Origin of the sequence: Aminobacter aminovorans, assembly GCF_900445235.1 — a bacterium.
Classification (GTDB): domain Bacteria; phylum Pseudomonadota; class Alphaproteobacteria; order Rhizobiales; family Rhizobiaceae; genus Aminobacter; species Aminobacter aminovorans.
In genome coordinates this window covers 4,444,338-4,468,404 of sequence record NZ_UFSM01000001.1, presented here as the reverse complement: position 1 = coordinate 4,468,404, position 24,067 = coordinate 4,444,338, and the positions used below count along the sequence as shown (strand labels likewise).

The window sequence follows — 24,067 nt, the reverse complement described above, 5'->3', positions numbered from 1 at the left end:
AGTAACAGGGAGGATGAAATGACTAGCAAGTTCAGATATTTCCTTGGCGCGACGACGGCCGTGATGATCGGTCTTTCGGCCGTCGCCGGCCATGCCGATGCAGCGAACCTGCGCATGGCCTGGGCGCAGGACGCCACCGGCCTCGACCCGCACAAGCAGACCGCGTTTTCGTCGCTGCGCCTGCTCGAGTTGATCTATGAGCCGCTCGTGCGCCTCGACGCCGATCTCAAGATCATCCCCGGCATCGCGACGTCCTGGGAATTCGCGGACGACGGCAAGCAACTGACCTTCAAGCTCGACCCCAAGGCCAAGTTCCAGAACGGTGCAGCCGTGACCTCGGCCGACGTCAAGGCATCGTTCGAGCGTATCCTCGACGAGAAGACCGGTGCCGCCAACCGCGCCAACTATCTCTCCATCGAGAGCATCGAGGCGACCGATGCAGGCACCGTCGTGTTCAAGCTGAAGCAGCCCGACGCGCCGATCCTGACCGCCATGACCGACACCAATTCGTCGATCGTCCCGGCAAGCGAGATCGCGGCCGGCAGCATAGGCACGAAGGCTGTCGGCTCGGGTCCGTTCAAGCTTGAGAAGTGGGATCCCAACTCCAAGGCCGCACTTGTTTCCAACAAGGACTGGGCCGGCGGTGCGACCGGCGTCGACGGCATCGAGATCAGCGTATTGCCCGACGAAACCGCGATCCTCGCTGCCATGCGCACCGGCCAGATCGACTTCGCACTGCTCAACGATCCGCTGATTGCGACGCTGGTGCCCAACGAGCCGAAGCTCCAGCTCAACCGTGCGCCTCTGCTCGCCTACCACGTGCTGCAGCTCAACCCGGCGCGCAAGCCGATGAACGAGCTTGCCGTGCGCCAGGCGATCTCCTGCGCCGTCGACCGCAAGGCGGTGCTCGACACGGCATCCCTCGGCGAAGGCCAGGTGACCGGGCCGATTACCGCACCATTCTTCGCTTCCGATCCGAATTCGCTGTTCTGCTACAAGCAGGACGTCGAGAAGGCGAAGAAGCTGATGGCAGATGCCGGTTTTGCCGATGGCTTCAGCGCCACCGTGATCGCTGCCACCGGCGAGCCGCCGACGGCTGCCGCCGAGGCCCAGGTGCTGCAGTCGCAGCTGGCCGAGATCGGCGTCAAGCTCGACATCAAGATGATGGAGCTCAACGTCTATGTCGACACCTGGCTGAAGGGCGACTTCGACATGGCGGTGGCGCTGAATGGCGGCCGTCCCGACCCCTACACCATGTACAACCGCTACTGGACCAAGAACGGCAACCTGCAGAAGGTTTCCAACTTCGCCGACGACACGCTCGACAAGCTGCTGCAGGACGGCCGCGCCGAGACCGATCCGGAAAAGCGCAAGGCAATCTTCGCCGAGTTCGACAAGCAGCTTGCCGAAAAGGCGCCGTGGATCTGGCTCTACACCGGCTATGGCTACACCGCCCAGCAGAAGAACGTGCAAGGCTTCGTGCCGATGCCGACCGGCTCGCTGGTCAGCCTCGGCAAGGTCACCATCCAGTAGCAGCAGGCGTTTTGGGCGGCGGGCATCTCCCTGTCGCCGCCCAAAGGCGGTCGCCGTTGAGCCGATGGCGACCGCCCTTGAATCCCGATCGGCCTTTGCCGGTTTAGCCCGGGAACCGCAACGGCTCCCCAACTCCAGATGGTCCTTACGCCATGAGTTACGTGATACGTCGCCTGCGGGCCTTCCCCCTGGTGCTGATCGGCGTCTCGATCATCGTCTTCATCGCCATCCGGCTGGTGCCGGGCGATTCCATCACCGCCATGCTGGGCACCGAGGCCGGACTTCTGACGCCGCAGCAGCGGGATTCGCTGGCCATCTATTTCGGCATCGACCAACCTTGGCCGGTCCAGTACTGGCGCTGGTTCACCGGCCTGTTCAGCGGCGATCTCGGCATATCGGTGACCTATGGCAAGCCGGTGCTATCGGTCATCCTCGAACGCTTTCCGCTGACGCTTGAACTGGCGCTTCTGGCCATGCTGATCGCGCTGTCGATCGGCGTGCCGGCCGGCGTCTTCGCTGCCACCCGCAACGAACGTCCCGCCGATCTCGGCGTCCGCATCGCCGCCATGATCGGCCAGTCGACGCCGAGCTTCGTCGTCGGCCTCGTCATCATCTACATCCTGTCGGCCGGCTTCGGCGTGCTGCCGACAATGGGGGCGTTCACTCCGTTCTGGCAGGACCCGTTGCAGAATCTCGGCCAGATGATCCTGCCGGCGATCACGCTCGGCTGTGCCTTTGCGTCTTCGGTCACCCGCGTCACCCGCTCGGCGATGCTCGACGTGTTGAGCGACGACTATGTCCGCACCGCGCGCAGCAAGGGCGCTTCCGAGCGCAGCGTCATCTGGCGCCATGCCTTGCCCAACGCGCTGGTGCCGGTCGTCACGCTGAGCGGCATCGAGTTCGGCTATCTGCTCGGCGGCGCCGTCATCGTCGAACAGATCTATGCGCTGCCCGGCCTCGGCCGCATGGTGCTCGAAGCCATCCTGCAGCGCGACTATGCGCTGGTGCAGGGGGCCGTGCTGTTCATTGCCCTCAACTTCATGATCGTCAATCTGCTCGTCGACCTGGCTTATGCCGCGCTCGACCCCCGTATTCGCCTGGAGGGCCGTTGATGCGTGTCGTGAAGGCCATATTTTCGCATCCCAGCGGCCGTATCGGCGGCGCCATCGTGCTGGTCTACCTGGTCGTCGCCTTGGCTGGCGCTGCGGGCCTGACTCCGCACTACCCGCTGATGCAGTACCGCATCGACCGCCTGCATGCGCCGACGTCGTCCTACTGGATGGGCACAGACCTGTTCGGCCGCGACGTGATGAGCCGCCTGATGAAGGGCATCGGCCAGTCCTTCACCGTGGCGTTCTTCTCCGTCGCACTTGCGACGCTCGCCGGCACCGTGCTGGGCCTCACCGCCGCCTGGTCCGGCGGCCGCTGGGACACGCTGCTGATGCGCTTCATGGACGTGCTGCTGGCCTTCCCGGCGATCCTTCTGGCGCTGCTGATCGTCACCATCATCGGCCCCGGCACCTGGACCAGCGTCGCTGCCATCAGCATCGTCTACACGCCGATCTTCACCCGTGTCGTGCGCGGCCCGGCGCTGTCGCTCAAGGCCCGCGATTTCGTCGATGCCGCCCGCACCTTCGGCTCGAGCCGCACCTATATCCTGACCCGGCACCTGCTGCTCAACCTGGTGGCGCCGCTCACCGTGCAGGTCACGCTGGCGCTGGCCTGGGCGCTGCTGACCGAGGCCGGCCTGAGCTTCCTCGGCCTCGGCACCCAGCCGCCGGCCTCGTCGCTCGGCCTGATGCTGAGCGATGCACGCAACCTGATGGAGCAGGCGCCGTGGCTGCTGGCCTTCCCGGCCGTTGCCATCATGCTATCGATCCTTGGCTTCAACCTTCTGGGCGATGCGCTGCGCGACATCCTCGACCCCAAGACGAGGAGGGCGTGACGATGGCATCGGAAATGAAGCCGATCCTTTCGGTCCGCGATCTGCATGTCAGCTTCGGCCCGGCGGACAGCGCCAAGGAAGTCGTGCATGGCGTGAGCTTCGACCTCGGCGTCGGCGAGGTGCTGGCGATCGTCGGCGAGAGCGGCTCGGGCAAGTCGGTCACCGCACTGTCGAGCAACCGCCTGATCGACTATGCCGGCGGCCGCATCACCAGCGGCAAGATCGAACTGCTGCGTGCCGACGGCAGCGTGCTTGACGTCACCAGCGCCGGCAAGCAGCAGCTGACCGGCATTCGCGGCGCCGAGATCGGCGTGATCTTCCAGGAGCCGATGACCTCGCTCAATCCGGTGCTGACCATCGGTGCCCAGATTGAGGAATCGTTCCGCCTGCATCGTGGCCTGACCGGCGCGCAGGCACGCACGGCTGCGCGCGACGCACTCGAGCGGGTGCGTATTCCCGATGCCGAACGGCGGCTCAAGGCGACGCCGAACGAACTGTCGGGCGGCATGCTTCAGCGTGTGATGATCGCCATGGCGCTCGCCTGCAATCCACGCCTTTTGATCGCCGACGAGCCGACGACCGCTCTCGACGTCACAGTCCAGGCGCAGATCATGGCACTGCTGGCCGAGCTCAAGCGCGAAACCGGCATGTCGATGATCTTCATCAGCCACGACATCGGCCTCGTCGCCGGCATCGCCGACCGTGTGGTGGTGATGCAGGACGGCAGGGTCGTCGAGCAGGGCGAGCTGAGCCAGATCCTCGACGAGCCGCAGCACCCCTACACCCAGCATCTGCTGCATGCGGTGCCGCACTTCTCCAGTGGCGTGGCTGTGAGAACCGACGGAGCGCGCGCGGCAGCGCCGCTGCCCAGGCCGAAGCTCGAGGTCGACGATCTCGTCGTGCGCTATCCGCTGAAGGGCGGCTGGTTCAGCAAGTCGGTAGGCGCGGTGCATGCCGTCGACGGCGTCGCCTTCGACCTGATGCCGGGCGAAACGCTGGCGATCGTCGGCGAAAGCGGCTCGGGCAAGTCGACCACGGCACGCGCCGTACTCGGCCTCGTCTCTCCGACGCGCGGGGCGTTTTCGGTGGAAGCCCAGGCGGCGCGACCTGGTCAGAGCCGGCTGCCGGTGCAGATGGTGTTCCAGAACCCCTATGCCTCGCTCAATCCGCGTCTCAATGTCGAGCAACTCCTGGCCGAGCCGGTAATCGCCACCGGCGCGCCCATCGACGTCAAGGTTCGCGACAGGATGGCAGCGCTGCTCAAACGCGTCGGCCTGCCCGAGGACAGCCTTGCCCGTTATCCGCACCAGTTCTCCGGCGGCCAGCGCCAGCGCCTGTGCATTGCGCGCGCGCTGATGCTCAATCCGTCGGTCGTGGTGCTCGACGAGGCGGTATCGGCGCTCGACGTCTCGGTCCAGGCCCGCGTGCTCGAGCTGTTGGTCGACCTACAGCACGAATACGGTCTCGCTTATCTGTTCATCTCGCACGACATGGCAGTGGTCGAGCGCATCGCGCATCGTGTCGCGGTGATGTATGCCGGGCAGATCGTCGAGATCGGCGATGCGAAATCGGTGCTGTCCGACCCTCAGCACCCCTACACCAGGAAGCTGATCGCTGCCGTGCCCACCATCGACCGCCGCAAGCAGCATTTCGAGATCGACACCCGCCAGGTGCCGTCGCTGGTGCGCCCGGTCGGCTACGAGCCGCCTGCCGCGACATGGATGCAATACGGCGCAGATCACAAGGTCCGCGCCGAGGCCTGAGGAAAGCGAACATGGCCAGCCACGACATCGCCAAGCGTTTCGAGCGTGCATTTGTCCCGCTCGAACGGGCCGTCGCCGCTGGTCGGATTCCCGGCGGCGTATTTGCCATCGTCGACAAGGACGGCCAGCGGTTCTCCCGCGCCATCGGCCATGCGCAGCGCGTGCCGTCCGAGCGCCCGATGCAGCAGGAGACCTGGTTCGACCTGGCGTCGTTGACCAAGGTCATCTTTACCACGCCGCGCATCCTGGCGCTGGCCGAGGCGGGCACCATCGAGCTCGACGCGCCGTTGACGACGGTCCTGCCTGATCTGCGCCAGTACGAAGCCGACGCCTGGGAGCGGCAGGTCACCTTCCGGCAGTGTCTCGGCCACCAGACGCCGTTCCCGGCAGTCGAGCCGATCTACAGCTATGGCCGCGATCCGGATCTGCTGCGGACCTTCATCCTGCAGCGCCAATGGCGAAAGCTCGATGCGCCTGTCTACTCCGACATCAACTTCATCCTGCTCGGCTTTGCCATGGAGCGCCTGTCGGGCACATGGATCCGCGGCATGGACGCCGGCAAGGGCTTTGCCTTTTCGGCCGATCCGGAACAGGCGGCAGCGACCGAGGACTGCACCTGGCGTCACCGGGTGCTGTCAGGCGAGGTCCATGACGACAATTGCGCAGCACTGCAGGGCGCCGGGCATGCCGGACTGTTCGGCACGGCCGCCTCGGTTCTGGCTTTCGCGCACGGCCTGCTCGACGGCAGCGGCGCTTCTGCCGACACGATCGCGCTGATGCGCACGCCGCTTTCGGACAAGCGCACGCATGGTTGGGAGCATGCCTATGCCGGCTGGTCCGGCGGCGACCGCTGCAGCCCAGGCACGATCGGCCATACCGGATTTACCGGCACGGGCCTTTGGATCGATTTCGACGCCGGCCGCGCCTGGACGCTGCTCACCAACCGTATCCACCCGACGCGTCATTTCGACAGCGGCATAACAGAGCTGCGCCGCCAGGTCGGCGACATCATGACAGGAGCTTGAACATGCAACCCATCTGGTCGGTCGGGCTGATGACCGGAACCGTGCTCGACGGCAACATCGACGTCGCACTGCTCAAGACCGACGGCGAGCGCATCGAGGCCTTCGGTCCCTACGCGCTCGTGCCTTACGAGGCCTCCGTCCGGCCGATGCTGGAGCAGGCGCAGGCCGAAGCCCGGGTCTGGAACTTCGAGGGGCCGGAGCCTGCGATCTTCGCCAGCGCCGAAGAAGCCCTGACCCGCGCCCAGTCGGCTGCCGTGCGCCAGGTCGTCGAGGGCGCCGGCATGGCGATGAGCGACATCGGCGTCATCGGCTTCCATGGCCAGACCGTGCTGCATCGCGGCCCGCAGAAGGGCGGCCTGCCGGGCGAGACGCGCCAGCTCGGCGATGGCGCGCTGATGCAGTCGCTCCTCGGCACCAAGGTGGTCTATGATTTCCGCACTGCCGACATCCGTGCCGGCGGGCAGGGCGCGCCGCTGGCCGCCGCCTACCACGCCGCACTTCTTGGCACGGCAGGTGCAAGCGGCGACAGCGCCATCCTCAATCTCGGCGGCGTCGGCAACGTCACCTGGTGGGACGGCAAGTCCGACCTCGTCGCCTTCGACACCGGCCCGGCCAACGCGCCGATCAACGACTTCGTCAAGGCGCGGGGGCTGGGCGAGATGGACCGGGGCGGGGCGCTCGCCGCCGCCGGCAGCGTCGACGAGGCGAGGCTCGCGCGCCTGCTCGAACACCCCTATCTCACTGCTGCCTATCCCAAGTCGCTCGACCGCTTCGATTTCACCGCAGGGATGGCCGACGGGCTGAGCAACGCGGACGGTGCCGCCACCCTGACCGCCTTCAGCGCGTCCTGCGTCGGCAAGGCGCTCGACCTCCTGCCGCAGCGGCCGAACAAGCTGTTTGTCTCGGGCGGCGGCCGCCACAACCCGACCTTCATGGCGATGCTGCGCGAGCACGCCGGCGTCGATGCCGTCTCTGCCGACACGATCGGCTGGCGCGGCGATGCGGTGGAAGCCGAGTGCTTTGCCTTCCTCGCCGTACGTGTCCTGCGCGGCATGCCGATCAGTTTTCCGAGCACGACAGGTGTGCCTCAGCCGATGACCGGCGGCCGCATCGCCGGCTGACCGGTTGCAGGCTGCGACCTGCAAGGCAGCCAGTCCATCGACGGGGCGGCAAGCAAGTTGCCGCCGGTTCAGGCCGCCGGCTGGAGCGGCTTGGACAGGAAGGTCCGCGTGCGCCCCTTGGGGAAATCTGCCAGCTCGCCGAAGGGCTTGTAGCCCTGGCGCTGATAGACCTTCAGCGCCGTCGGGTTGAAGGTGTCGATATAGGCCCCGTGGCAGCCGCGCCGGGTGGCCTCGTCCTCGGCCGCCTCGAGCATGCGTGACGCCATGTTCTGGCCGCGCAGGCTGTCGTCGACCCAAAGCCACTGTATGTAGAGCCAGCCCCAGGCGGTGTAGCCCGAGATTCCGCCAAGGAGTTTTTCGGTTTCGTCGCGGACGGCAACGATCAGCGCTTGCTTTTCTGCCGGGCCGACATCCCCTGAATTGAAGGTGGCGAGGCGTTCGCCGCTGATGTCGAGCTCGTCGGAAGACGGCTTATCGAGGACGGTGATCGTGTGGTTCATTTCGGGGACCCGGTGGCGGATCCTTCTAGCAGGAAAATTCGGCCGCGCCGCATCGATTGGCCCCTGACAGGCACATAATCCTGTGCGCCAGTGCCGGCGGGATGCCCGACCCCGTGGGGCCGGGCATCCCTCCCTCAGACGCTACTGCTTCTGGGCATAGGTCGGCTTGCCGTCGTCGCCTCGCTTCCATTCATAGATGACGTAGTCGGGACGGGTGATGTCGCCCTTGGCGTCGTAGCCGATGTCGCCGATCGCCGTCGTCCAGGGACCGTTCGCTCTCATCGTCTCGGCGACCTTCTGGGCGTCGTCGGCCGCGCCCGTCTTGGTTATGGCGGCGGCGATGATCTGGACCGCGGCATAGGAGTACAGCGTATAGGCCTCAGGCTCGAAACCCTTGGCGCGGAAATTCTCGACGAGATCCTTTGCCGCCGGATTCTTGCGCGGATCGGGCGAGAAGGTGTTGAGCGTGCCGACCACGGCGTCGCCGGCGATCGAAGCGAGCTCGTTCGACACCATGCCGTCGCCCGAGAACAGGATGGCCTTCAGGCCCTGGTCGGCCGACTGGCGCATGATCAGGCCGGCCTCGGTGTGCAGGCCGCCGAAATAGATCAGGCTGACGCCGGCCTGCTTCAGCTTGCCGATGAGGGCCGAGAAATCCTTGTCGCCGATATTGATGCCTTCATACAGCACCTCGTTGATGCCGTTGCCGTTGAGCACCGCCTTGGCGACGTCGACAAGCCCCTGGCCATAAGGGCTCTTGTCGTGGATCATCGCGATCTTGGCGTCCTTGAAATTGGCGGCGATGTAGTCGCCGGCGACCTTGCCTTGCTGATCGTCGCGGCCGCAGGTGCGGAAGGTGTTCCACAGGCCGCGCTCGGTATATTGCGGGTTGGTCGAAGCCGGCGAGATCTCGAGCACGCCATTTTCGGCATAGACCTCGGAGGCCGGGATCGACACGCCCGAATTGAAGTGGCCGACGACATATTTGACGCCGTCGGCGACGAATTTGTTGGCCACCGAAATGCCCTGCTTGGGGTCGGAGACGTCGTCGCCGACCTGGATCCTGATCTGCTCGCCGAGCACGCCGCCGGCGGCGTTGATGTCGGCGGCCGCCTGTTCGGCACCCTTCTGGAACTGCGCGCCGAAGGCGGCGTTGGGTCCGGTGATCGGGCCGGCGACGCCGATGACGATGTCGGCCCAGGCCGTGCCGCCAAAGGCGACCAGCGCGGTCAAGGCAACTGCTGACAACAGCGATTTTTTCATGTGGAGACTCCCATTGGCATTGTGGGCGTTGCGTGATGCCTTGCCGCGATGCCCACGTTTCGCGCAAGGCTGACCGTTCCGGACCCGCCGCCGATGTTCCCTTGTTGAACGGCGGCCTTCGCCTTGCGGTCGTCTAGGACATCAGCTCCACAGCCATCGCGGTCGCCTCGCCGCCGCCGATGCAGACCGAAGCGATGCCGCGCCGCAGCCCGTGCTGGCGCAGCGCCGCTACAAGCGTGACGAGGATGCGCGCCCCCGAGGCGCCGATCGGATGGCCGAGCGCGCAGGCGCCGCCATGGACGTTGACCTTGTCGCGCGGCAGGTCGAGCTCGACCATCGCGACCATCGCGACCATCGCGACCATCGCGACCATCGCGACCATCGGCACCACGGCGAAGGCCTCGTTGATCTCGAAAAGATCGACGTCCTCGAGACGCCAGCCGATCTTCTCGCCAAGCTTGCGCATGGCGCCGACCGGCGCCGAGGTGAAGAGATGCGGCGCTTGGGCATGGGTGACGTGCCCGCGAATTGTTGCGAGAGGGGCGAGGCCGGCTCTGTCCGCCGCCGAGCGGCGCATCAGCGCGAGAGCCGCGGCACCATCCGAGATCGACGAGGAATTGGCCGCCGTCACCGTGCCGCCGTCGCGGAAGGCCGGCTTCAGCAGGGCGATCCTGTCGGGGCGGGCCTTTTCGGGCGGCTCGTCGTCGCCGACCAGCCGTTCTGCCTTGCCGTCCGGTGTCGTGACCGGGACGATCTCGTCACGAAAACGCCCATCGGCCGCGGCCTGGCGTGCCCTGTCGAGCGACTGCAGGGCGAAGCTGTCCTGCGCATCGCGCGTGAAGCCGTAGGCCTCGGCACAGTCCTCGGCGAACGTGCCCATCAGGCGCCCCTTGTCATAGGCGTCCTCGAGCCCGTCGAGATACATGTGGTCGACGAGGCGATGATGGCCGATGCGGTAGCCGGAGCGGGCGCGGTCGAGCAGGTAAGGCGCGTTCGACATGCTTTCCATGCCGCCGGCGACGATCGTCCTGGCCGATCCAGCGGCGATGAGGTCATGCGCCAGCATTGCCGACATCATGCCGGAGCCGCACATCTTGTTGACCGTGGTGGCGCCGACATCGAGCGGCAGCCCGGCCGCAAGCGCTGCCTGGCGTGCCGGCGCCTGGCCCTGGCCGGCGGCCAGGACGCAGCCCATCAGCACCTTGTCGACGCGGCCGAACCCCGACCGTTCGAGGGTGGCGCGGATGGTCGCGGCGCCGAGCTGTGCGGCGGGGACCTCCTTCAGGCTTCCCTGGAAGGCGCCAAGAGGCGTCCTCGCTGCCCCTGCTATGACCACCGGATCATGACTGTTCACCCAGCCTTCCTCCTCAAAGTGCTTAGCGCGGCGCCATGCGCAGCGCGCCGTCGAGGCGGATGACCTCGCCATTCAGCATGGTGTTCTGGCAGATGTGCCGGACCAGCCCGGCATATTCGGCGGGGCGGCCGAGGCGCGGCGGGAACGGTACGCTGGCGCCGAGCGCGTCCCGCACCTCCTGCGGCATCGCTGCCATCATCGGCGTCTCGAATATGCCCGGCGCGATGGTGACGACGCGCACGCCGTGGCGGGCCAGTTCGCGGGCGACGGGCAAGGTCAGCGCGACGACGCCGCCCTTCGACGCGGCATAGGCGGCCTGGCCGATCTGGCCGTCGAAAGCGGCGATCGAGGCGGTGTTGACGATGATGCCGCGCTCGCCATCGGCGTTGGCGTCGCCCTTCACCATCACGCCGGCTGCCAGCCGCAACATGTTGAAGGTGCCCAAGAGATTGACGGCGACGGTCCGGGCGAAGCTGTCGAGGCCATGCGGCGCGTCGCGGCCGATGACCCGTTCGCCCGGTGCGATGCCGGCGCAGTTGACCAGCCCGTGGATGCCGCCGAACATCTCCTCGGCATGTCTCACCGCGGCGAGGCCGTCGGCTTCGCTGGTGACGTCGGCGCGATGAAATCGCGCCTTGCTGCCCAGGCCCGCGACGGTCTTCTCTCCGGCGGCCGTGTTCATGTCGATGGCGAGCACGCTGGCACCTTCGTCGGCAAGCATTCGCGCAACCGCCGCGCCCAGCCCCGAGCCTGCTCCGGTCACCAGAAAAACCTTGTCCTTGATCTGCATTGCTCGGCCCGGATGCGTTGTTCTCCCGGGCATGTTGCTACGAAGCAAGAGGACCGGCGATGACCGCCGCGCTCAGATTTGGTGATCGATTTTGCAATGTTTGCCGGTCGCCGCACCCTGCGCGTAGGGCGCGTGCGGGCTCGAGGCTGGACCGTCCTCTGTGTCGGCGATGACGATGGCCTCCCGGCGAAACGATGCCGGGCTCTTGCCTGTCCATTTGTGGAAGGCGCGATGGAAGGCACTCGGTTCGGAAAAGCCGATGTCGGCGGCCACGTCGGCGACCGTCCGTCCGCCGCTCAACAGCGCTTCCATGGCCAAGGCGCGACGCATCTCGTCCTTGATCGAACGATAGGTCTGGCCTTCCTGCTGCAGCCGGCGGCGCAAGGTCGGCTCCTGTATGCGCATGCCGGTGGCGAGGTTGCCGAGGCTCGGCCAGGCCGAAGGAACCAGGCCATGCAGGCGTCCGCGTATGCCAGCGGAAAGCCCATCGTCATGGCGATAGCGCACCAATATGTTGGCCGGTGCCTGGCGCAGGAATTCGCGCAGGGCGCTGCTGTCGCGGATGACGGGCAGCTTGAGGAAATCGGCGTCGAAGACCAGCCGCGTCTCGGGCTGGTCGAAGCGCACCGGGGCGCCGAAGAACAGGCGATAGTCGGTTCCGGTCGGCGGCGCGCTGCATTTGAAATCGACCCAGCGGATCGGCAGGCGCCGGCCGACGAGCCAGCAGTTCAGGCCGTGCACGATGATCCAGAAGGTACGGTAGGCAAAGGCCGAGCGCAGCGGGCCGGCATCGCGCAGGGTGACCTCCGCCAGTCCGTCCCGGATGATCAGTTCGCCATGCGGATCGTCGAGCACGACACGCAGGAAGCGCAGGCTGCGCCGCAGCGCATGCTCGAGCGTCGTTGTCGTCAGCACCGCATGGCACAAAAGGGCAAAGCTGCCCGAGCGCATCGGCCGCGCGCCTTCGCCGAAGAACTCGTCGTCCATGGCCTCGGCCACCGCCCGCCAGAGCGCGCCATACTGTCGCGCCGAGATCGGTTCCGAGATGATGGGCGGCAGCCCCAGCTGCGCCAGCAGAGGCGCTATGGGAACGTCGTGGCGGCGCAGGCATTCGAGCGTATCGTCGACGAAACAGGGGGCGACCATCCGACGTTCCACCGCATCTGCTCCCGCGCTAACGCTCACCCCGGTCGAAAGTGGCAGGCCCCACGCCGCGCTGGCGCAAGGTGTTCCGCGCCACCTTCTCCGTCGGCGTTCGCGGCAACGGCGTGTCGGTGATCTCGATGTAGCGCGGCACCATGTGACGGGGCGCGAGCTCCCTGAAATGGTCGAGCAGGTCGGCCGCCTCCACGGTCGAGCCGGCCCGCCGCAGGGCCACGACCATGATGTCCTCTTCGGTGAATTCGGAGGGAATCCCGAAAGCAGCACTTTCCAGAATGTCGGGATGCTTCTCGGCGACCGTCTCGACCTCATAGGCGGAGATGTTTTCGCCGCGGCGGCGGATCGCCTCGTTCAGCCGATGCTTGAAATAGAGCCAGCCGTCCTTGTCCATATAGCCGGCGTCGCCCGAGTGGTACCAGAGGTTCCGGAGCGTCTGCACCGTCTTGGCCTCGGCGCGGTAATAGCCCGAGAACATGCTCCAGCTCTTAGTCGGGCGCGAGACGATCTCGCCTATGCTGCCGGGCGGCAGCGGCCTGTCGGCCTCGTCGACGATCGCCACCTGCCAGTCCGGATGCGGCCGGCCGCAGGACCCGGGACGGGTCTCGTCCACCGTATCCAGGGTGACGAAGCTGGTTTCGGTCTGGCCGTAGCCGGTGACGAGCCGCATGTCGAAGCGGCGTTCGAAGGCCTCCCGGTCCGGCACCATCGGAATGCACTGGCACACCCGGACCGGATTGTTGCGGTCGTTGTCCGATGGCGCGGCACGCATCAGGATGACGGCCATCGCACCGAGCAGATTGGTCGCGGTTGCGCCGCTGGAGCGAAGCTGGTCCCAGAACCTCGAGGCCCTGAAGCTTTCGACCAGCGTCGTTTTCGTGCCGTATATCAAAGGCAGCAGCACGCCGAACATCTGGGCATCGGTGTGAAACAAAGGCAGGGCCGAGAAGTAGCTGTCGCCGCTGGTGTAGCCGAGGTTGGCCGCCATAGCCGCCGCCCAGGCATAACAATGATGGTGCGACATCAATGCCCCCTTGGCCGGGCCTGTCGTGCCGGAGGTGTAGAGGATCGCCATCGGGTCGGCGTAGTGGACGTCGACGAGGTCGAAACCCAGCTGCTGTACCATGCAGTCGTCGAAGGCGACGATGCGGTCGATCCTGATGCCCGCCGCCCGCGCCTCAGTGGGGTCGGTGCCGACGAGGATCAGCGTCCGCAGGCTGGGCAGGCTGTCCTGCACCTTGGCGAGCTCCGCCAGCGCGCCGGCATCGGTCACCAGCACCTCGGCGCCTGAATTGTTCAGGTTGTGGCAGAGCAGGTCGCCTTTCAGGCCGGGATTGGTCGGCACCTCGATCGCCCCCAGGCTCGATGTCGCGAACCACAACGCGACGAGCTCGAAGCAGTTGGGCAGCAGCATCGCCACGCGGTCCGACCTCTTGACGCCCAGTTGGCGCAGGCCGCGCGCCAGCCGGCTCGACACCAGCAGCATCTCCTCGAAGCTTGCGCTGCGCCCGCAGACGTCGATGAACGGCTTGCTGCCGAAGCGCTCGGCTTGGCGCAGCAGGATCCGCGGCAGCACCCGGTTCTCCAACTCGTCGTCGCTTTTGCCGGGGATGTAGGCGGGAGATGAGACGCTTGGTGTCATGGCGCATTCAGAACCTTTTTGCCCGGGCCTGCGCTTCGGCGGAGAGAAAGCCGCTGACCGTGGCCTTGGTCTCGAGCGCCATGGCGGCGGCGAGCGAGGAGTGGAAACCTTCGTTGATGGCGTGCTTGATGTCGGCGACCGCCTCTTCGGGCCGGGCGGCGATCGCCAGCGCCAGCGTTCTTGCCGCCTCGAGCAGCTCGGTCTCGGCAACCAGCTTCCAAGCGATGCCGACCTCGACCGCCTTGGCGGCATCGTGACGTTCGCCGAGGATCATCAATTCCTTGGCGATCTGCGGCCCGACCTGCTTGGTCAGAAGTGCCGTCACCCCGCCTGTCACGAACAGGCCGTAGCCGACTTCGGGGAAGAACCAGCGCGTGGTGTCGGCAAACAGCCGGAAGTCGCAATTGACCACCCATTCCAGCGCGCCGCCGACGCACCAGCCATGCACCGCGGCAATGACGATCTTGCGCGACTGCATGATCTGCAGCGTGATCTCCTGGATGGACTCGACCCAGGCCTGCGTCGCCGCCTCGGAAGTGGTCTGCGCGTCGAGATCTTTCAGGTCGTCGCCGGAGCAGAAGGCGCGGCCTTCGCCGTGCAGGATGACGACGCGGGTGGCAGCCCTCGTCTCGGCCGCTGCCAGCGCTGCCGAGAGCTCATTGACGAGATCGCCATTCATGGCGTTGAGCCGTTCCGGCCGGTTCAGCCTGATCCAGCTGATGGCGCCGTCGTCCGTCGAAATGACTGTTCTGGTCATGATGGGGTCCTCATACGATCATCGGCTCGGCGTAGGAGCCCCAGACGTCCCTCAGCGCGCTGCAGATCTCGCCGAGTGTTGCACGCGCCTTCACCAGCTCTATCGTCTTGGGCAGCAGGTTGATGTCGTCTGACAGGGCCTGTTCGGCGAGTTCGCCGAGCAACTGCTTGACCCGCCCGTTGTCCCTGTCGGTCCGCACCGCGTTGAGGCGGTCGATCTGCAGCTGGGTGCACTGGTCGTCATAAGGATGGATGTGGACCTCGGCGGAACCGCTGGTTTCGTCGACATGCCGGTTGACGCCGACCGAGACCTTTTCGCCGCTGTCGATCTTCTTGAAGGTTGCGTAGGCGGAGTCGGCCAGCTTCTGCTGGAACCAGCCTTCCTCGACCAGCCTGATGGCGCCGCCCCGCTCCTTGACCTCGTCCAGCACCTTCCAGATTTCGTTCTCCATGTCGCGCGTCAGGCGCTCGACGAAATAGGAGCCGCCGAGCGGATCGATCACCGACGTCACGTTGATCTCGTCGCGGATGATCTGCTGGGTCCGGATCGCCAGCTTCATCGCCTCCTCGGTCGGGATGGCGAAGGCCTCGTCGAGGCCGTTGGTGTGCATGCTCTGGCAGCCGCCGAGCACCGCGCCCAGGGCCTGGATCGCCGTGCGCATCAGGTTGTTGTGGTGCTCGACCTTGGTCAGGCTCATCGCCGCCGTCTGCACATGCACCCTGAGGCGCATCGATTCCGGCTTCTGGGCGTGGAACTGCTCGGACATGATCTTGGCGTAGACCCGCCGGGCCGCCCTGAACTTGCAGATCTGTTCGAAGAAATCCTGGTGGCTGATGAAGAAGAACGACAGCCTGGGCGCGAAGTCGTCGATGTCCATGCCGGCGGCGATGACCTCCTCGCAATAGGCGATGGTGAAGGCCATGATGAAGGCGATCTCCTGCAGCGCGTTGCCGCCGACATCGGAGAGATGGTAGCCGCTGAGGCTGATCGGATTGAGCTTCGGCGTCGTCGTGGCGCTGTGCATGATCAGGTCGCGCAGCAGCCTGACGGCGGGCTGCACCGGGTAAATCCATTCCTTCTGGGCGACATATTCCTTCAGCGGATCGGCCTGCAGCGTGCCGGTCAGCTTGGTTAGGTCGTAGCCGCGCTTTTCCGCCACCGCGACGAACATGGCGTAGATCACCCAGGCCGAGGGATTGATGGTCAGCGACACCGAGATCTTTTCGAGGTCGATGCCGTCGAAGAGGCGGTCGACGTCGTCGACCGTGTCGATCGCCACGCCGACGCGCCCGACCTCGCCGAAGGCCATCGGATCGTCCGAATCGAGACCGAGCAGCGTCGGCAGGTCGAAGTCGGTCGACAGCCCGGTCTGGCCGGTCTGGATCATGTATTTGTAGCGCTGGTTGGTCGCCTCGGGATTGCCGAAGCCGGCGACCTGCCGGATGGTCCAGGGGCGGCCGCGATACATCGTCGGATAGGCGCCGCGGGTGAAGGGATAGGCGCCCGGAAATCCGAGATCGCTGGCCGGGATGCCGGCGACGTCGGCGGCGGTGTAGATCCGCTTCAGCGGAATGCCGCATTCCGTCTCATAGGCCGCCTTTTCCTCGGGCCTGCCCTTCAGCGCCGCCGCGAGTTCGTTGGCTTCCCACGCGGCCTGCTTTTCCCTGATGTCCTCGATCGCCTCGGCTGAGAACAGATTCATGCCAGCACCTCATTGTCCCAACCCAGCAAAAGGCAGGCGGCGGCGGCCGGATCCATGGTCCGGCTCACCACCGCCTGAACGTGGGCCTCGAGTTCGCCTGTGTCGCGTTTGAACCTGTCCTGGAAAAGCTGCCTGGCGGTACCCAGTATCCGCATCCTGCCGATGCTGCGCTCGCGCTCGTGCAACTCGCCGCTGTCCCTGAGATGGTCCCAATGCCTTGATATGGCGTCCTTAAGCTCCTCGACCCGTTCGCCCGACAGCGAACTGACCGGCAGCACAGGCGTCTGCCAGCCCGATCCGGGTCTTGCAGGTCCGAGGCTCATCATGCCGCGCAGTGCCGCGACCGTTGCCGATGCGTCGGGCCTGTCGCTCTTGCTGACGGCGTGGATGTCGGCAATTTCGAGGATGCCGGCCTTGATCGCCTGGATGTCGTCGCCAAGCCCCGGTGCCGACAGCACCACGATGGTATGCGCGGCAGTGACCACTTCGACCTCGTCCTGTCCGACGCCGACGGTTTCGATGATGATCGGCGAATAGCCGGCGGCATCGAGCACATCGACGGCCTGAAGCGTCGCGCGGGCCAGGCCGCCGAGATGTCCGCGCGTCGCCATGCTGCGGACGAAGGCCTGGCAGGATTGCGCCGCCTCGCTCATCCGCACCCGGTCGCCGAGGATGGCGCCGCCGGAAAACGGGCTGCTCGGATCGACGGCAACCACGCCGACCTTGTGCCCGTCTGCGGCAAAGGCCTTGATCAGGGCGGCGACCAGCGTCGACTTGCCGGCGCCGGGAACGCCGGTGATGCCCAGCACATGGGCCTTGCCGGTGTGCCTGTAGATCTCGGCCAGGGCGTCGGCTGCTTCGGCATATCCTGCTTCAGCCCGGGAGATCATCCGGGCGACGGCCAGGACGCTGCCCTTGAGCACCTCGGGCACGAGTGCTGCCGAAGGCACATAGGCCGTTCGCCGGGCGGGCCGGGATGAGGCAAGCGCCGTCATTTCAGGCCACGTTCGGCGATCAGCTTCCTGATCGTCGTGACGATCAGGTCGCCCCTGGCTTCCTGCGGCACGATGGCGTCGACGCCGCTTTCCGACAGAGCGGCGTAGTCATGCTCTGGAATGACGCCGCCGGCGACGACGAAAATATGCTCGGCCTGCTTTTCCCGGAGGCAACGGCCGAGTTCCTGGAACAAAGGCAGGTGCGAGCCCGACAGCAGGCTGACGCCGATGACGTCGACGTCTTCCTGGATGGCGGCATTGACCACGTCCTTGGGCGATTTGTAGAGGCCGGTGTAGACGACCTCCATGCCGGCGTCGCGCAGGATCCGGGCGACCACCTTGGCACCCCGGTCATGGCCGTCCAGGCCGAGCTTGGCGACAAGCACCCGGATGGCGCCGGGCGCGTTGACGTCGATCTCCGCCCGGGCGGCGTCGCCCTGGCTGATGCTGTTCATGTCGGTCATGTCTGGAGTGCCTTTCACTCTGCGGCGATGCTGGAGCCGCTTGCACCAGCGGCCAGCCCGGCTTCGATCGAGTCGGAAATGATGCCGAGGCCGAGGTCGAGTTCGGCCTCCGAGATCGTCAGGGGAGGGGCGATGCGGAACACGCCGCCCATGCCGGGCAGCTTGACGATGTTCATGCTGAGCCCGCGGCTGAACGCCTCGGCCGCGATCCGCGCGCCGAGCTCGTGGTCGGGCTCCCTGTCCGCGCCGTTCCTGACGATCTCGACGCCGAGCATCAGGCCGCGGCCGCGCACGTCGCCGACACATTCATGGCGCTGCTTGAGCTGTGACAGGCCGTCCAAGAGTTTTGCGCCGAGATAGCGGGCCCGTTCGACGAGCTTCTCTTCCTCGACCACGTCGAGCACGGTGAGGCCGACGGTCGCCGGCAACGGGTCGGAGACATGGGTGGTGTAGAACAGGAAGCCCTTGGCATAGGCTGCCTCCTCGATCTCCGCCGTCGTCATCACAGCCGAAAGCGGCAGGCCGGCGCCGATGGTCTTGGACAGGGTCAAAATGTCGGGGGTGACGCCGTCGCGCTGGAAGGCAAACATCGTCCCGGTGCGGCCGATGCCGGTCTGCGCCTCGTCGAGGATCAGCAGCATGCCGCGCTCGTGGCATTTCTGCTTGAGCGCGGCGAGATAACCCTCGGGCAGTTCCAGCATGCCGCCGCTCGACAGGATCGGCTCGGCGACGAAGGCCGCCAGGCTCCCCGTCGACTGGCTGTCCACCAGGGTGAAGGCGTCATCGAGTTCGCTGCGCCAGTCGAGGCTGCCGTCGGCATGCCGGAAGCGCGGGCGAAAACTGTTCGGCGCCGGTATGGCGATCGACCCGACGGCCGCAGGCCCATATCCCTTGCGGCCGGCGCTGTAGGTCGCCGAGGCGGCGACGCCGGTCATGCCGTGCCAGCTCTTGGAGAAGGCGACGATCTCGTGCTTGCCGGTGACCAGCTTGGCCATGCGGATGGCGGCTTCGTTCGATTCGGCGCCTGTCGACAGCAGAAGCGCCCTGTCGAGGCCGGGCGCCAACCCGGCCAGGCGCTCGGCGAGCTCGACGACCGGGCGCGAGAGCATGCCGCTGAACAGATGCGCGACCTTTTCGACCTGCCGGCTGACCGTCGACACGATCCTGGGATGGGCATGGCCGAGCAGGGCGCTCATCTGGCCGGAGGTGAAGTCGAGGATCGGCCGGTCGTCGGCGTCATAGACGAACGAGCCGGCGGCACGCTCGATGATCGCCGGCTCGAAGCTGCCGCCATAACGGATGAGGTGCTTCCTCGCCGAAGCCCAAAACGCCTGATCCCGGTTGTTCGACATGTCTCACCCCTTTGATGATGCTCGGTCGAACGATAGGGATTGGCCCTTGTGCAGTAAAATTGATAATATTAGGATTCAGATATAAGGAGATTTGATATGCAAGCGCCGCTCGACCTCAGGTTGGTGACGACCTTCGTCCGTGCCGCGCAGCTGGGCACGCTGAGCGCCACCGCCGTGCAGGTCGGGCGAACCCAGTCGGCGGTGACGATGCAGATCCAGCGGCTGGAAGAGGTGCTCGGCCAGAGCCTGTTTCACCGCCGGGGCAGCGGCGTCAGCCTGACGGCCAGCGGCGCCCGTTTCCTTAGCTATGCCGAACGCATCCTCAAGCTGCAGGACGATGCGGTGTCGGCCCTTTCGGACAAGGGCCTGCACGGCTCGATCATCTTCGGCAGCCCGGAGGACTATCTCATCGCCTTCTTCCCGGCGATCCTGAAGACCTTCGGCAGCCTCTATCCCGATGTCGAGATCAAGGTCGTCTCGGCGCCGACGGTCGAATTGCGCGGGCTGCTGCACCAGCGCCAGCTCGACCTGGCGCTGGTCTCGACGCCGAATGCAAGCGATTCCCCCGATGTCGTTCGCCCCGAGCCGCTGGTCTGGGTCGGCAGCCGGCCGACGCTGGAGCAGCATGAATTCGGCGACGTCATCCCGATGGCGCTGCCGGCCTCCAACGCCATGGACCACCGCGCCGCCTGCGATGCCATGGCCCATGCCGGGCTGCGCTACAAGATCTCCTATGCCAGCAACAGCCTGGCCGGCCTGATCGCGGTTGCCCGCTCGGGCCTGGCGATCAGCGTCATGACCAAGGAAGCGGTGCCGTCCGACCTGCACATCCTCAACGCGCCTTTGCCGCCGCTTTCAAGCCTCGGCATGCTGATCGCCTATGGCGACACCGAACGTTCGCCGGCGGTCGAGGCGTTCGCCAACCACATCAGGCAGGTTCTGCCGACGCTGTGAGGTGCAGCTTTGTTGAGGATGCGACTGCCGCGCGCACGAGGCCGGTCGGCAACCTTGCGAATTGAGGTGATTTCGAGCGATTTGCGAAATTGTGGCTGGGGCGCCAGGATTCGAACCTGGGAATGTCGGTACCAAAAACCGATGCCTTACCGCTTGGCGACGCCCCAACACGCTTCGGCAGCAAAAGCAAGCCGCAGCGAGTCAATCGACAGCCGCCTTATATGCAGCGCGCGGCAAAAGCACAATCGCGCCTTTGCCGCTTTTCCGCATCATCTTGCGGCAGGTCGCATGGCATTTGAGCCGGTCGCATGGGGCTCGATCCAACCCAATCGTACGCGCCGATGCGCGTCGAATGATGGTGAGCCTATGCAATCAGGCTCCGATCGAGAGGCTTTCTCAGCCTGTCATTCACCCCAGACGGCGAGCTCGTTTCCGGCCGGATCGACGAAATGGAATCGCCGGCCGCCGGGGAAGGAGAAGATCGGCTTGACGATGGTGCCGCCGGCCTCTTCGACCGCAGCCAGGCTGTCTTCCAGGGCTTCGGAATAGAGTACAGGCAGTGGTTTTGCCGGGACTTCGGCCTGGAAACCGCCGTCGAGGCCTTCCGCGAAGGCTGAATAATCGGGGCCGTAGTCGGTGAAGGTCCAGCCGAAAGCCGAGCTGTAGAAGGATTTCACATGGTCGAGCGTGCCGCCAACCGCCGCCATTTCGATGTAGTCGAGCTTGCCGGTCTTGCGCATGGTCGTCTCCGATATCTGTTCTTGATATGTTCTATATGAGGCAAGGGGTGGCCGCAAGGCTGCCGTGGTGGTGGTCCATTAATCGATTGTAGGACATTCCGTGGCGGAACAGTGCCTTGCCTTTCGCAGAGCAGCATCCTATCGCTCCCCGCAGAAGCAGGCGGCGGCCACCGTCCAGCTCCACACTCAGTCGGCGAGGAGAAGGCATGACCAAGTGGGTTTACAGTTTTGGCGACGGTGCAGCGGAGGGACGGTCCAGCGACCGCGACCTGCTCGGCGGCAAGGGGGCGAATCTCGCCGAGATGTGCAGTCTCGGCCTGCCGGTACCGCCCGGTTTCACCATCACCACGGCAGCCTGCAACTGGTTTTATGCCAATGGCCGCGCCTATCCGGCGACGCTCGAAGCCGACGTCCGTGCCGCCCTCGACCATGTCGGCGCGATCACCGGCCGCCGTTTCGGCGACCCTGAAAAGCTGCTGCTCGTCTCGGTGCGTTCAGGCGCTCGCGCCTCGATGCCGGGCATGATGGACACCGTGCTCAATCTCGGCCTCAACGATGTCACCGTCGAGGCGCTGGCTATCGACGCCGGCGACGCACGTTTTGCCTATGACAGCTACCGCCGCTTCATCACCATGTATTCCGACGTGGTGCTGGGCCTCGATCATGAAGTCTTCGAGGAACTGCTCGAAGACGAAAAGGGCCGTCTCGGCTATGAACTCGACACCGAGTTCACCGCGCCGCAGTGGCAGGACGTCATCAAGCTCTACAAGGCCAAGGTCGAGGAAGAGCTTGGCCGCGCCTTCCCGCAGGATCCGCATGAGCAGCTTTGGGGCGCCATCGGCGCCGTGTTCCAGAGCTGGATGAACCACCGCGCCATCACCTATCGCCGCCTGCACGACATTCCGGAGAGCTGGGGCACGGCGGTCAACGTCCAGGCCATGGTGTTCGGCAACATGGGCGAGACATCGGCGACCGGTGTCGCCTTCACGCGCAACCCCTCGACCGGTGAGAAGATGCTTTATGGCGAGTTCCTGGTGAATGCGCAGGGCGAGGACGTCGTTGCCGGCATCCGCACGCCGCAGAACATCACCGAAGCCGCGCGCATTGCAGCCGGCTCCGACAAGCCCTCGCTGCAGAAGCTGATGCCGGAGGCGTTCAACACCTTCGTTGCGATTTCCAATCGCCTCGAACAGCATTACCGCGACATGCAGGACCTCGAATTCACCATCGAGCGCGGCAAGCTGTGGATGCTGCAGACCCGCTCGGGCAAGCGTACCGCCAAGGCGGCGCTCAAGATCGCGGCCGAGATGGCCGGCGAAGGGCTGATATCAAGGGACGAAGCGATCTGCCGCATCGATCCGTCGGCGCTCGATCAACTGCTTCACCCGACCATCGACCCCAAGGCGCAGCGCGAAGTCATCGCCGTCGGCCTGCCGGCATCGCCGGGTGCCGCCACCGGCGAGATCGTGTTCTCGTCCGACGAGGCCGAAGAGCTGAAGTCGGCAGGGCGCAAGGTCATCCTGGTGCGCATCGAAACCAGCCCCGAGGACATCCACGGCATGCATGCCTCGGAAGGCATCCTGACGACGCGCGGCGGCATGACCAGCCACGCGGCGGTGGTTGCCCGCGGCATGGGAAAGCCCTGTGTTTCTGGTGCCGGCTCGCTGCGCGTCGACTATCGCGCCGGCACCCTGATCGCCATGGGCCACACCTTCCGCAAAGGCGACATCATCACCATCGACGGCTCCAACGGCCAGGTGCTGAAGGGCTCGGTGCCGATGCTGCAGCCGGAACTGTCGGGCGATTTCGCGGCCATCATGGAGTGGGCCGATGCGGCGCGCCGCATGAAGGTGCGCACCAATGCCGAAACGCCGGCCGATGCGCGCATGGCGCGCTCCTTCGGCGCGGAGGGCATCGGCCTTTGCCGCACCGAACACATGTTCTTCGACGGCGACCGCATCGTTGCCATGCGCGAGATGATCCTCGCCGACACCGAGAAGGACAGGCGCACGGCACTTGCCAAGCTTTTGCCGATGCAGCGTTCGGATTTCATCGAGCTGTTCGAGATCATGGCCGGCCTGCCGGTGACGATCCGCCTGCTCGACCCGCCGCTGCACGAGTTCCTCCCCAAGACCGAGGAAGAGATCGCCGAGGTCGCGGCTGCGATGAACGTCTCGGCCGACAAGCTGCGCCAGCGCACCGAAGCGCTGCACGAGTTCAACCCGATGCTCGGCCATCGGGGCTGCCGTCTCGCCGTCTCCTATCCGGAGATTGCCGAGATGCAGGCGCGCGCCATCTTCGAGGCGGCTATCGAGGCCGGCAAGAAGACCGGCAGCCCGGTCGTGCCCGAGATCATGGTGCCGCTGGTCGGCCTGATGAAGGAGCTCGATTACGTCAAGGCGCGGATCGACCAGGTCGCGCAGAGCGTGATGCAGGAAACCGGCGTGAATATCGATTATCTCGTCGGCACGATGATCGAGCTGCCGCGCGCGGCAATTCGCGCCCATGTCATTGCCGAGGCGGCGGAGTTCTTCTCCTTCGGCACCAACGACCTGACGCAGACGACCTTCGGCATCTCGCGTGACGATGCCGCGTCCTTCCTCGAGACCTATCGCCAGAAGGGCATCATCGAGCAGGACCCGTTCGTCTCGCTCGACGTCGACGGCGTTGGCGAACTGGTGAAGATCGCTGCCGAAAAGGGCAGGGCGACGCGACCGGAGATCAAGCTCGGCATCTGCGGCGAGCATGGCGGCGACCCGGCCTCGATCCACTTCTGCGAAAGCGTCGGGCTGGACTATGTCTCCTGCTCGCCGTTCCGCGTGCCGATCGCCAGGCTTGCCGCCGCGCAGTCGGCGGTCAAGGCGCAGCGCTAAGTCGCTCCAAGGTAACTCAATCGGTCATACCCATTGCAAACTGGGTATGACCGATCGCATCAGCTGACCTCGGTTGGCAGGCGCCGATTTCGAATCGCCACTTTCGTGATGGCTGATAGCTTTTCGCTACTTGGTT

Annotated in this window: 20 protein-coding genes and 1 tRNA gene; 8 read left to right on the top strand and 13 right to left on the bottom strand. The window is 65.7% G+C overall.

The features are described from left to right. The first annotated feature begins 18 nt into the window (after positions 1 to 18). The 6 genes from DY201_RS22025 to DY201_RS22000 all read left to right on the top strand — a co-directional run bounded on the left by DY201_RS22025 (position 19) and on the right by DY201_RS22000 (position 7,387). Entirely contained in the window at positions 19 to 1,533 is a 1,515-nt protein-coding gene (locus DY201_RS22025; protein WP_115733067.1) for an ABC transporter substrate-binding protein, read from the top strand. 152 nt (positions 1,534 to 1,685) lie between these two features. Further along, positions 1,686 to 2,645: an ABC transporter permease gene (locus tag DY201_RS22020; protein WP_115733066.1), complete on the top strand. Its 960-nt coding sequence runs from the start codon at positions 1,686 to 1,688 to the stop codon at positions 2,643 to 2,645. Next, entirely contained in the window at positions 2,645 to 3,478 is an 834-nt protein-coding gene (locus DY201_RS22015) for an ABC transporter permease (protein WP_115733065.1), read from the top strand. Before DY201_RS22020 ends, DY201_RS22015 begins: the two co-directional genes overlap by 1 nt. Positions 3,479 to 3,492: 14 nt before the next feature. Further along, positions 3,493 to 5,241, top strand: a complete 1,749-nt coding sequence (locus DY201_RS22010; RefSeq protein WP_115733926.1) for an ABC transporter ATP-binding protein — start codon at positions 3,493 to 3,495, stop codon at positions 5,239 to 5,241. A gap of 11 nt (positions 5,242 to 5,252) precedes the next feature. Continuing rightward, entirely contained in the window at positions 5,253 to 6,266 is a 1,014-nt protein-coding gene (locus DY201_RS22005) for a serine hydrolase domain-containing protein (protein WP_115733064.1), read from the top strand. A gap of 2 nt (positions 6,267 to 6,268) precedes the next feature. Then, on the top strand, positions 6,269 to 7,387 hold the full coding sequence (locus DY201_RS22000) for an anhydro-N-acetylmuramic acid kinase (protein WP_115733063.1): 1,119 nt from the start codon (positions 6,269 to 6,271) through the stop codon (positions 7,385 to 7,387). Between the two features lie 68 nt (positions 7,388 to 7,455). Here the strand turns inward: DY201_RS22000 and DY201_RS21995 are convergent, their stop codons facing one another. The 11 genes from DY201_RS21995 to DY201_RS21945 all read right to left on the bottom strand — a co-directional run bounded on the left by DY201_RS21995 (position 7,456) and on the right by DY201_RS21945 (position 19,364). Beyond that, positions 7,456 to 7,887 (bottom strand): GNAT family N-acetyltransferase, encoded by a 432-nt coding sequence (locus tag DY201_RS21995; RefSeq protein WP_115733062.1) that lies wholly within the window; start codon positions 7,885 to 7,887, stop codon positions 7,456 to 7,458. A gap of 141 nt (positions 7,888 to 8,028) precedes the next feature. Next, positions 8,029 to 9,150 carry a branched-chain amino acid ABC transporter substrate-binding protein gene (locus DY201_RS21990; RefSeq protein ID WP_115733061.1) on the bottom strand — a complete coding sequence of 374 codons (1,122 nt, stop codon included), beginning with the start codon at positions 9,148 to 9,150 and terminating at the stop codon, positions 8,029 to 8,031. Positions 9,151 to 9,283: 133 nt separating this feature from the next. Further along, positions 9,284 to 10,504: an acetyl-CoA C-acyltransferase gene (locus tag DY201_RS21985; RefSeq protein ID WP_115733925.1), complete on the bottom strand. Its 1,221-nt coding sequence runs from the start codon at positions 10,502 to 10,504 to the stop codon at positions 9,284 to 9,286. A 22-nt stretch (positions 10,505 to 10,526) separates the two neighbouring features. Next, positions 10,527 to 11,294 (bottom strand): 3-hydroxyacyl-CoA dehydrogenase, encoded by a 768-nt coding sequence (locus DY201_RS21980; protein ID WP_115733060.1) that lies wholly within the window; start codon positions 11,292 to 11,294, stop codon positions 10,527 to 10,529. Between the two features lie 72 nt (positions 11,295 to 11,366). Continuing rightward, complete coding sequence (locus DY201_RS21975; protein ID WP_115733059.1) at positions 11,367 to 12,452, bottom strand: AraC family transcriptional regulator; 1,086 nt, start codon at positions 12,450 to 12,452, stop codon at positions 11,367 to 11,369. Between the two features lie 16 nt (positions 12,453 to 12,468). Further along, positions 12,469 to 14,094: an AMP-binding protein gene (locus DY201_RS21970; protein ID WP_115733058.1), complete on the bottom strand. Its 1,626-nt coding sequence runs from the start codon at positions 14,092 to 14,094 to the stop codon at positions 12,469 to 12,471. Positions 14,095 to 14,101: 7 nt separating this feature from the next. Further along, positions 14,102 to 14,851, bottom strand: a complete 750-nt coding sequence (locus DY201_RS21965) for an enoyl-CoA hydratase/isomerase family protein (RefSeq protein WP_115733057.1) — start codon at positions 14,849 to 14,851, stop codon at positions 14,102 to 14,104. Positions 14,852 to 14,861: 10 nt separating this feature from the next. Then, on the bottom strand, positions 14,862 to 16,553 hold the full coding sequence (locus DY201_RS21960; RefSeq protein WP_115733056.1) for a methylmalonyl-CoA mutase family protein: 1,692 nt from the start codon (positions 16,551 to 16,553) through the stop codon (positions 14,862 to 14,864). Beyond that, positions 16,550 to 17,548: a methylmalonyl Co-A mutase-associated GTPase MeaB gene (gene meaB, locus DY201_RS21955; protein ID WP_115733055.1), complete on the bottom strand. Its 999-nt coding sequence runs from the start codon at positions 17,546 to 17,548 to the stop codon at positions 16,550 to 16,552. Before meaB ends, DY201_RS21960 begins: the two co-directional genes overlap by 4 nt. Further along, entirely contained in the window at positions 17,545 to 18,003 is a 459-nt protein-coding gene (locus tag DY201_RS21950) for a cobalamin B12-binding domain-containing protein (RefSeq protein WP_115733924.1), read from the bottom strand. The genes meaB and DY201_RS21950 overlap by 4 nt, the downstream gene beginning before the upstream one ends. Before the next feature lie 23 nt (positions 18,004 to 18,026). Then, positions 18,027 to 19,364 (bottom strand): aspartate aminotransferase family protein, encoded by a 1,338-nt coding sequence (locus DY201_RS21945; RefSeq protein WP_115733054.1) that lies wholly within the window; start codon positions 19,362 to 19,364, stop codon positions 18,027 to 18,029. A gap of 96 nt (positions 19,365 to 19,460) precedes the next feature. Here DY201_RS21945 and DY201_RS21940 point away from each other — a divergent pair, with 96 nt between their 5' ends. Continuing rightward, positions 19,461 to 20,318, top strand: a complete 858-nt coding sequence (locus DY201_RS21940; RefSeq protein ID WP_115733053.1) for a LysR family transcriptional regulator — start codon at positions 19,461 to 19,463, stop codon at positions 20,316 to 20,318. A 92-nt stretch (positions 20,319 to 20,410) separates the two neighbouring features. On the opposite strand, the gene DY201_RS21935 is transcribed toward DY201_RS21940, so the two are convergent. Both DY201_RS21935 and DY201_RS21930 read right to left on the bottom strand, forming a co-directional pair. Further along, a tRNA-Gln gene (locus DY201_RS21935) sits at positions 20,411 to 20,485 on the bottom strand. Positions 20,486 to 20,722: 237 nt separating this feature from the next. Next, positions 20,723 to 21,058, bottom strand: a complete 336-nt coding sequence (locus tag DY201_RS21930) for a VOC family protein (RefSeq protein ID WP_115733052.1) — start codon at positions 21,056 to 21,058, stop codon at positions 20,723 to 20,725. Between the two features lie 206 nt (positions 21,059 to 21,264). On the opposite strand from DY201_RS21930, the gene ppdK reads away from it, so the two are divergent. After that, positions 21,265 to 23,931: a pyruvate, phosphate dikinase gene (gene ppdK, locus DY201_RS21925; protein WP_115733051.1), complete on the top strand. Its 2,667-nt coding sequence runs from the start codon at positions 21,265 to 21,267 to the stop codon at positions 23,929 to 23,931. The last annotated feature ends 136 nt before the right edge of the window (positions 23,932 to 24,067 follow it).

Coding starts and splice junctions, on each gene's coding strand:
- DY201_RS22025 (WP_115733067.1), top strand. CDS start 19: ATGACTAGCAAGTTCAGATATTTCCTTGGCGCGACGACGGCCGTGATG.
- DY201_RS22020 (WP_115733066.1), top strand. CDS start 1,686: ATGAGTTACGTGATACGTCGCCTGCGGGCCTTCCCCCTGGTGCTGATC.
- DY201_RS22015 (WP_115733065.1), top strand. CDS start 2,645: ATGCGTGTCGTGAAGGCCATATTTTCGCATCCCAGCGGCCGTATCGGC.
- DY201_RS22010 (WP_115733926.1), top strand. CDS start 3,493: ATGAAGCCGATCCTTTCGGTCCGCGATCTGCATGTCAGCTTCGGCCCG.
- DY201_RS22005 (WP_115733064.1), top strand. CDS start 5,253: ATGGCCAGCCACGACATCGCCAAGCGTTTCGAGCGTGCATTTGTCCCG.
- DY201_RS22000 (WP_115733063.1), top strand. CDS start 6,269: ATGCAACCCATCTGGTCGGTCGGGCTGATGACCGGAACCGTGCTCGAC.
- DY201_RS21995 (WP_115733062.1), bottom strand. CDS start 7,887: ATGAACCACACGATCACCGTCCTCGATAAGCCGTCTTCCGACGAGCTC.
- DY201_RS21990 (WP_115733061.1), bottom strand. CDS start 9,150: ATGAAAAAATCGCTGTTGTCAGCAGTTGCCTTGACCGCGCTGGTCGCC.
- DY201_RS21980 (WP_115733060.1), bottom strand. CDS start 11,294: ATGCAGATCAAGGACAAGGTTTTTCTGGTGACCGGAGCAGGCTCGGGG.
- DY201_RS21970 (WP_115733058.1), bottom strand. CDS start 14,094: ATGACACCAAGCGTCTCATCTCCCGCCTACATCCCCGGCAAAAGCGAC.
- DY201_RS21965 (WP_115733057.1), bottom strand. CDS start 14,851: ATGACCAGAACAGTCATTTCGACGGACGACGGCGCCATCAGCTGGATC.
- DY201_RS21960 (WP_115733056.1), bottom strand. CDS start 16,553: ATGAATCTGTTCTCAGCCGAGGCGATCGAGGACATCAGGGAAAAGCAG.
- meaB (WP_115733055.1), bottom strand. CDS start 17,548: ATGACGGCGCTTGCCTCATCCCGGCCCGCCCGGCGAACGGCCTATGTG.
- DY201_RS21950 (WP_115733924.1), bottom strand. CDS start 18,003: ATGAACAGCATCAGCCAGGGCGACGCCGCCCGGGCGGAGATCGACGTC.
- DY201_RS21945 (WP_115733054.1), bottom strand. CDS start 19,364: ATGTCGAACAACCGGGATCAGGCGTTTTGGGCTTCGGCGAGGAAGCAC.
- DY201_RS21940 (WP_115733053.1), top strand. CDS start 19,461: ATGCAAGCGCCGCTCGACCTCAGGTTGGTGACGACCTTCGTCCGTGCC.
- DY201_RS21930 (WP_115733052.1), bottom strand. CDS start 21,058: ATGCGCAAGACCGGCAAGCTCGACTACATCGAAATGGCGGCGGTTGGC.
- ppdK (WP_115733051.1), top strand. CDS start 21,265: ATGACCAAGTGGGTTTACAGTTTTGGCGACGGTGCAGCGGAGGGACGG.